This window comes from Serratia sp. 506_PEND, assembly GCF_001076875.1.
Lineage (GTDB): Bacteria > Pseudomonadota > Gammaproteobacteria > Enterobacterales > Enterobacteriaceae > Serratia > Serratia marcescens.
The window spans coordinates 1-7,731 of record NZ_JVEL01000419.1; the positions used below are offsets into that span (position 1 = coordinate 1).

Below are 7,731 nucleotides of genomic sequence, written 5' to 3' on the forward strand. Positions count from 1 at the left end.
GTCAATGAAACCCAGTTGGTACAGCTGTTCGAGCAGGTGCTTACGCTGTCGAAGGTCGATGCTTCGCAGAGCGTGGCGATTTTGAAAAGCCATTATTCCGATGCGCGCACGGTGCGCGCCGCGACCGACGCAGCGCTGCGGCTGGGCGCCAAGGTGTATGCCGTCGAACTGCCGGCGTTCAACCATCCGCGAGCGATGGGCAACGACATGACCGCCTATTGCGGCGATACTGCGCTGACCGGCAATCTGGCGGCGCAGCGTGCGCTGGAGGCCGCCGACCTGATCGTCGATACCATGATGTTGCTGCATTCGCCGGAGCAGGAACAGATCCTGAAAACCGGCACCCGCATCCTGCTGGCGGTGGAGCCGCCGGAGGTGCTGGCGCGCATGTTGCCCAACGCGGAGGACAAGGCGCGGGTGCTGGCCGCCGCCGCCGTGCTGGAGCAGGCGAAGCTGATGCAGGTAACCTCCGCCGCCGGCAGCGATTTCCGCGCGCCGCTCGGGCAATACCCGACGGTGACTGAGTACGGCTATGCCGATGAACCGGGGCGCTGGGATCACTGGCCGAGCGGTTTCCTGTTCACCTGGCCGAATGAGGAGCAGGCGGAAGGGGTGCTGGTGCTGGAGGTCGGCGATATCTTGCTGCCGTTCAAAAGCTATGCGCGCGAACGCATCACGCTGGAGATCGAACAAGGGTTCGTCACTCGCATTCACGGCGGCTTTGAGGCGGAATACCTGCGCGAATACATGAAATACTTCGACGATCCGGAGGTGTACGGCATCTCGCATATCGGCTGGGGTCTGCAGCCGCGCGCCCAGTGGACGGCGATGGGCCTGCACGACAAGAACGACGGCATGTGCATGGACGCGCGCGCGTTCTACGGCAACTTTCTGTTCTCCACCGGGCCGAACACCGAAGTGGGCGGCACGCGCAAAACGCCTTGCCATATGGATATCGCGCTGCGCCGCTGCGACATTCGCCTCGACGGGCAAACGGTGGTGGCGGACGGTGAAGTGGTGGCGCCGGAGGCGTCGCGCGTGCGCCGGGCGTAATCGTTGCTGCCAACGGCGGGGGTTTGTACTATTCTCGTGGATTCCATAGATGGTGAGAGTAACGCAATGACGCCCCCCGAATACCCGTCAGCCGTGAGCGGCCAACCCGAAAATTATCATTTTACCGAGCAAGTCGGGCACCTGCTGCGCAAGGTTTATCAGCGCCACGTGGCGATTTTCCAGCAAAACGTCGGCGATTCGCAGCTGACGGCGGTGCAGTTCATCACCCTGTGCGCGGTGCGCGATATGGGGCCGAGCTCGCTGACCGAGCTGGTGCAGGTGACGGCGGTGGATCAGGCCACCATCCGCGGCATCGTCGAACGGCTGAAGGCGCGCGATCTGATCACGGTGACGCCGGATCCGATCGATCGGCGCAAGGTGGTGGTCGGCCTCACCGACGCCGGCGGCGCGCTGCTGGCGGAAACGGTGCCGCAGGCGGCGAAAATCACAGAACTGACGTTCGGTACGCTGAACCCGGCCGAACGGATAGCGCTGATATTCCTGCTGAATAAAATGCTGGAAGAACCTGCCACCGGCTGATTCGCCCGCGCAACGTCGGTTGCCTGGTGGTCGGCGGCGAGAGGCCAGCCCATAAGATCATCACGTGCAGGCGGAGACGCGAACAATGGCGATATCTGAAGTGCAATCGCCCAGGGACGGCGCGAAAACCACGCTGACGGAGCATCCGCTGATGCTGTCGGTGAACGGCGAACAGCTTCATGCGCAGGTGATGGCGGATACGCCGCTCTTGCTGGTACTGCGCAACGATCTGGCGCTCAACGGCCCGAAATACGGCTGCGGCCTGGGCGAATGCGGCGCGTGCACCGTGCTGATCGACGGCGTGGCGGCGCGCTCCTGCGTGATCCCGGCGCTCGGCGTGTCCGGCCGGGCGATCGTGACCCTGGAAGGCCTTGGCGATCGCCAGCGCCCGCACCCGGTGCAGCGTGCCTTTATCGAAGAGCAGGCGGCGCAATGCGGCTACTGTCTCAATGGCATGATCATGACCACCAAAGCCCTGTTGGATCGCAATCCCGCCCCGAGCGAGGCGGAGATCCGTCAGGCGCTGTCCGGCAACCTGTGCCGCTGCGGCACCCATCTCGAAATCCTGCGTGCGGTTCAGCGCGCCATCATTCTCTGCCGCGATGAGGACGCCCACGCCCATGACTGATTCCCGTGTCCCATCGCCGAGCCAGGCCGACTTGCTGCAGCGCGACGGCGTGCTGCTGATCGTCGACAGCGTGCAACCGCCGCCGGGGCTGGTGCCCAAGGGGCAAACGCCGGTGCTGAAGCCCAAAGAGCAGGGGCTGTTTATCGCCCTGTGCGGCAGCGGCGAAATCTATGCCTTTAACGGCCATGTCGATCTCGGCACCGGCGTGCGCACCGCGCTCGGGCAGATCGTCGCCGAAGAGCTGTACCTGCGCATGGATCAGGTGCAAATGGTGTTGGGCGATACCGAACGCGCGCCGAATCAGGGCGCCACCATCGCCAGCGCCACGCTGCAGATCTCCGCCGTGCCGCTGCGCAACGCCGCCGCCGAGGCGCGCCGTTGGCTGTTGCGCCAGGCGGCGCAGCGCTTCGATGCGCCGGTGGAACAGCTGACGCTGGAAGAGGGCGTGATCCGCAGCCCGCAGGGGCAGGCGCTCAGCTACGCCGAGCTGGTGGCCGGCGACCATGTCGAACTGCCGATTTCCGGCGACGCGCCGCTGAAACCGCAGGCGGAATATCGCCTGGTGGGCACCAGCGCCGCGCGCGTCGATATTCCGGCCAAGGCGACCGGCGAAACCACCTACGTACACGATATGCGCCTGCCGAACATGCTGCATGGCCGGGTGGTGCGGCCGCCCTATGCCGGGTATGACAGCGGCGAATTCGTCGGCACCAGTCTGCTGGCGGTGGACGAAACCTCGATCGCGCATATTCCCGGCATCGTCAAACTGGTGGTGATCGGCGATTTCATCGGCATTGTCGCCGAGCGCGAAGAGCAGGCGATTAAGGCGGCGCAGGCGCTGCAGGTCAGTTGGAAAGACTGGCGCCGCAATTTGCCGCAGATGACCGACGTGGCGCAGGCGCTGCGCGACAACCCGCATTCGACCCGGGTGGTGCACGATACCGGCGACGTAGACGCGGCGCTGGCGGCGGCTGACAGGCGTTTCACCCGCAGCTACCTGTGGCCGTATCAGCTTCATGCCTCGATTGGCCCTTCCTGCGCGCTGGCGGACTACCGGCCGGAGCGCCTGCAGGTCTGGTCAGGCAGCCAGAACCCGCACCTGCTGCGCGCCGATCTGGCCTGGCTGCTGGAGTACCCGGAAGCGCAGATCGAGATCGTTCGCATGGAGGCGGCCGGCTGCTATGGCCGCAATTGCGCCGATGACGTCTGCGCCGACGCGGCGCTGCTGTCGCGCGCGGTGGGCCGGCCGGTGCGGGTGCAGCTGACCCGCGAGCAAGAGCATGTGTGGGAACCGAAGGGCACGGCGCAGCTGATGGAGGTGGACGGCGGGCTGGACGCCGCCGGGCACCCGGTCGCCTACGATTTTCGCACCTATTATCCTTCCAACGGCGCGCCGACGCTGGCGCTGTTGCTGACCGGCCGAGTCGAGCCGCTGCCGGTGGCCTATGAAATGGGCGACCGCACCTCGGTGCCGCCTTATGAGTATCCGGCGCTGCGCGTCAGCATCGAGGACATGGCGCCGATCGTGCGCGCCTCCTGGATGCGTGGCGTTTCCGCCTTGCCCAACACCTTCGCCCACGAGTCTTATATCGATGAGCTGGCCCACGCCGCCGGCGTCGATCCGCTGGAGTATCGGCTGCGCTACATCCATGATGAACGCGCCAGTGAACTGATGCGCAGCACCGCAGAACGCGCCGGCTGGACGCCGCATACCGAACCGATGCAGACCCCGGCGGAAGACGGCGTGCTGCGCGGGCGCGGCTTTGCCTACGCCCGTTACATCCACAGCAAGTTTCCCGGCTTTGGCGCGGCCTGGGCCGCCTGGGTGGCCGACGTGGCGATCGACAAAGCCAGCGGCGAAGTGGCGGTAACGCGCATCGTGGTCGGCCACGACGCCGGCATGATGGTTAACCCGGACGGCGTGCGCCACCAAATTCACGGCAACGTATTGCAATCGACCAGCCGGGTATTGAAAGAGCGCGTGACCTTTGAGGAATCGACGGTCTCCGCCAAAGAGTGGGGGGCTTACCCGATCCTGACCTTCCCGGAGGTGCCGGAGGTGGACGTGGTGATGATGCCGCGCCCTTACGATCCGCCGCTGGGCGCCGGGGAGTCGGCGTCGGTGCCCAGCGCGGCGGCCATCGCCAACGCGGTGTTCGACGCCACCGGCATTCGTTTTCGCGAGCTGCCGATCACCTCGGACAAGCTGCGAGAGGCGCTGAACGGGCCGGACGCCGAGCGGCAGGCCGCGCCGCCCAAGAAAAAGAAGCGCGGCAAATGGTGGTTCGGCGGCGCGGCGGGGCTGTTCGGCGCCGTGCTGGGCATCGCCGGCAGCGCCTTGCCGTGGCGGGCGGAGATCGCGCCGGTGGCGACGCCCGGCGCCGGCACCTGGTCGGCCGCCACGCTGGAGCGCGGCCGTCAATTGGCCGCCGCCGGAGACTGCGCGGTTTGCCATACCGCGTCGGAAGGGGCGACCAACGCCGGCGGGTTGGCGATGGCGACGCCGTTCGGCACGCTCTACAGCACCAACATTACCCCGGACGTGGCAACCGGCATCGGCAACTGGTCGTTTACCGCATTCGATCGGGCGATGNGTCAGGGCATCGCCCGCGACGGCCGCCACCTCTATCCGGCATTTCCTTATACCGCCTTCAGTAAAATGACCGACGGCGACATGCAGGCGCTGTACGCTTATCTGATGTCGCAACCGGCGGTGCGCCAGAGCAATCCGGCCAATCAGATGCGCTTCCCGTTTAACCTGCGGCCGCTGATGGCGGGCTGGAACGCGCTGTTCCTGCGCCAGGGGGAATATCAACCCGATCCGCAACAAAGCGCGCAGTGGAACCGCGGCGCCTATCTGGTCAACGGGCTCGGTCACTGCGCCGCCTGCCATTCGCCGCGCAATCTGCTGGGGGCGGAAAAGGGCGGCGCGGCTTTCCTGGCGGGGGGGATGGTGGACGGGTGGGAAGCGCCGGCGCTGAATCAATTGGCCAACGCGGACAAACCCTGGACCGAGGAACAGCTGTTTCAGTACTTCCGCAGCGGGCATTCCGCCGAGCACGGCGTGGCGGCCGGGCCGATGGGGCCGGTGGTCAGCGAACTGGCGACGTTGCCGCAGAGCGATCTGCGGGCGATGGCCAACTATGTGATGTCGCTGAGCGCCAAGGCGACGCTGAATGTGGAACCGCAGGCGCAGTTGGCGGCCCGCGCGTTGCCTGCGGGTCAACTGGCGGGCGAGCGGTTGTTTCAGGGCGCTTGCCAGGCCTGCCACAGCGCCGCCGCCGGCGGGCCGCAGCTGTTCGGCGTCAGCCCGGATCTGGCCAATAACACCAATATCTTCAGCGATCGCCCCGATAACCTGATCAAGGTGATCCTGCAAGGGATCCCCAAACCGGCCACCGCCGAATTGGGCTTTATGCCGGGCTTTAAGGACAGCTTTTCCGATCGGCAGGTGACGGCGCTGGTGAATTATCTGCGCCAACGCTATGCCGGCGACAAACCGGCCTGGCGCGACGTGGAGGCTCAGGTGGCGCGGCTGCGCGCAGAGCCGGGCACGCACTGAGCCGCCTCAGGCTTGGCGCAGGAACGCCACCAGCCGCTGCGCCGGCAGCGGCAGCTGCGCCAGGTCACGCACCGCGATCGACAGACGCCGGGTCGCCCACTCGTCCGTCAGCGGCAGGGCGCCGTGTCGGATCTCCGGATGGCGTTGGGCGCTCTCTTCCGGCACCACCGCCAGCCCGGCGCCGCGCAGCACCATGCGGCAGATGGCGTCGAAATTAGCCGCACGCGCCCGCAGCCGCATCGGGCCGCCGCTGCGTATCGCCAGCTGTTCCAGATGCTGTTGCAGCGCACTCTCTTCCGGCAGACCGATGAAATCAAAAGGCAGGGCGTCCGCAAAGCTGAGCGTGCGGCGGCCGCTGAGCGCATGCCCTGGCGGCAGCGCCAGCACCAGACGATCCTGGCGAAAAGGGTAACTTGTCAGCCCGCGCAGATCGGCGTGGTCCGCCACGATGCCGATATCCGCCGCCCGTTCGGCGATGGCCTGCGCGATGGCCGGGCTGGGCAGCTCCTCCAGCGCGATGTCGGTGTGCGGGTGCAGCACCAGAAAATCCGCCAACAGCTCCGGCAGAAAAGCGTCGGCGGCGACGGTATTGGCGACGATGCACAGCTGGCTGCGCTGGCCCGGCGCGAACTCGGCCATATCACCCCGCAGCCGGTCGCGCTGTTGCAGCAGCACACGCGCGTGTTGCAACAGGCGCTCACCGGCCGGCGTCGCCTGGACGCCGCGCGGATTGCGCGTCAACAGCGCCACGCCGGCCTGTTGTTCCAGCCCGCGCATGCGGGCGCTGGCGGCGGCCAGCGACAGCCCGACGCGCTCGGCGCCGGCGGTGATGCTGCCGGTTTCGAGCACCGCCGCCAACAGCCGCAGATCGATAAAGTCAAAATGCATGCGTTCTTCCTCTGTCTTTGCCGCAGGCAGGCTCTGCCATTGCCGCATTGTGCCGCGGCGCGGCGCCGGCCACAATCGGGCCGTTGATTCGCCATAAGGATAGACGCATGTCGCTGACGTTACTCGAGATTATCGCCCTGACGGGCATTTTTACGCTGGCCGGCACGGTCAAAGGGGCGATCGGTCTGGGGTTGCCGACGGTATCGATGGGGTTGCTCAGCCTGATGATGCCGCCGGGGCAGGCCGCCGCGCTGCTGCTGCTGCCCTCGTTGATCACCAATCTGTGGCAGTTGCTGTGCGGGCCGCGGTTGGGGGCGCTGTGCCGGCGGCTCTGGCCGATGATGCTCTGCGTCATGCTGGGCACGTTGCTGAGCGCCGGCGCGCTCACCGACATCGACGGCCGCCTGGCGCCGCTGGCGCTGGGCGTTTGCCTGATCGGCTATGCGCTGCTGGGTTTTACCCGTTTCGACTGGCGCGTTTCCGCCACGGCAGAGCCTTGGCTGGGACCGCTGTGTGGCCTGGTGACCGGTACGTTGACCGGCGCCACCGGCGTATTCGTCATACCGGCGGTGCCCTATCTGAACGCATTGGGCCTGGCGCGTGACGATCTGGTGCAGGCGCTGGGGTTGTCGTTCACCGTCTCGACGCTGGCGCTGGCCGCCGGATTAGCCTGGCATCAGGCGCTGCCCGCTACGCTGCTCGGCGGTTCGCTGTTGGCGCTGTTGCCGGCGCTTGCCGGCATGTGGCTGGGGGAGAGGGTGCGTCGTCATTGGCGCCCGCAGCTGTTCCGCCGCCTCTTCTTTATTGGGTTATTAATCTTGGGCGTTGAGATTATTTGGCGATTCAATTAATTGAATCGATAGTGCCTACGTGTAATTAGGTTCGGTATATTATTCCGGGTTTTATTTTAATATGATGGGTTGCAATGTTTAGAACACACTTTTCTTATTGGTTTTTTCATGAAATACAGGATAGTTATGGATTGTTATTAGTGTGTTTTACTTTTGCCACTACAGCTATTTTTAATGACTGTAAAACCAGTAAACCCATAGGAGAGTAT

6 protein-coding genes are annotated in these 7,731 nt (G+C 65.5%); 5 read left to right on the forward strand and 1 reads right to left on the reverse strand.

Features of this window, described 5'->3' with window-relative positions; translation table 11 throughout:
• From ADK28_RS15680 to ADK28_RS15695, 4 genes are all read left to right on the forward strand, one after another.
• Positions 1-1,053, forward strand: a 1,053-nt coding sequence (locus tag ADK28_RS15680; protein ID WP_065429417.1) for a 2,5-dihydroxypyridine 5,6-dioxygenase, incomplete at its 5' end; no start/stop codon positions are given.
• Positions 1,054-1,119: 66 nt separating this feature from the next.
• Positions 1,120-1,593: a MarR family winged helix-turn-helix transcriptional regulator gene (locus ADK28_RS15685; RefSeq protein WP_028128198.1), complete on the forward strand. Its 474-nt coding sequence runs from the start codon at positions 1,120-1,122 to the stop codon at positions 1,591-1,593.
• Between the two features lie 85 nt (positions 1,594-1,678).
• Positions 1,679-2,221, forward strand: a complete 543-nt coding sequence (locus tag ADK28_RS15690; protein ID WP_033640422.1) for a (2Fe-2S)-binding protein — start codon at positions 1,679-1,681, stop codon at positions 2,219-2,221.
• The gene (locus ADK28_RS15695) at positions 2,214-5,783 is read left to right on the forward strand and encodes a molybdopterin cofactor-binding domain-containing protein (RefSeq protein ID WP_048796052.1); all 3,570 of its coding nucleotides are present in this window, start codon (positions 2,214-2,216) and stop codon (positions 5,781-5,783) included. The genes ADK28_RS15690 and ADK28_RS15695 overlap by 8 nt, the downstream gene beginning before the upstream one ends.
• 6 nt (positions 5,784-5,789) lie before the next feature.
• Here the strand turns inward: ADK28_RS15695 and ADK28_RS15700 are convergent, their stop codons facing one another.
• Positions 5,790-6,671 (reverse strand): LysR family transcriptional regulator, encoded by an 882-nt coding sequence (locus ADK28_RS15700; protein ID WP_048796053.1) that lies wholly within the window; start codon positions 6,669-6,671, stop codon positions 5,790-5,792.
• Positions 6,672-6,778: 107 nt separating this feature from the next.
• On the opposite strand from ADK28_RS15700, the gene ADK28_RS15705 reads away from it, so the two are divergent.
• Positions 6,779-7,522, forward strand: coding sequence for a sulfite exporter TauE/SafE family protein (locus ADK28_RS15705; RefSeq protein ID WP_048796054.1), 744 nt, complete (start codon positions 6,779-6,781; stop codon positions 7,520-7,522).
• Positions 7,523-7,731: the final 209 nt, after the last annotated feature.

Bases quoted from the DNA above. Each gene is read 5' to 3' on its own strand.
- ADK28_RS15705 (WP_048796054.1), top strand. From the start codon at position 6,779: ATGTCGCTGACGTTACTCGAGATTATCGCCCTGACGGGCATTTTTACG.
- ADK28_RS15685 (WP_028128198.1), top strand. From the start codon at position 1,120: ATGACGCCCCCCGAATACCCGTCAGCCGTGAGCGGCCAACCCGAAAAT.
- ADK28_RS15700 (WP_048796053.1), bottom strand. From the start codon at position 6,671: ATGCATTTTGACTTTATCGATCTGCGGCTGTTGGCGGCGGTGCTCGAA.
- ADK28_RS15690 (WP_033640422.1), top strand. From the start codon at position 1,679: ATGGCGATATCTGAAGTGCAATCGCCCAGGGACGGCGCGAAAACCACG.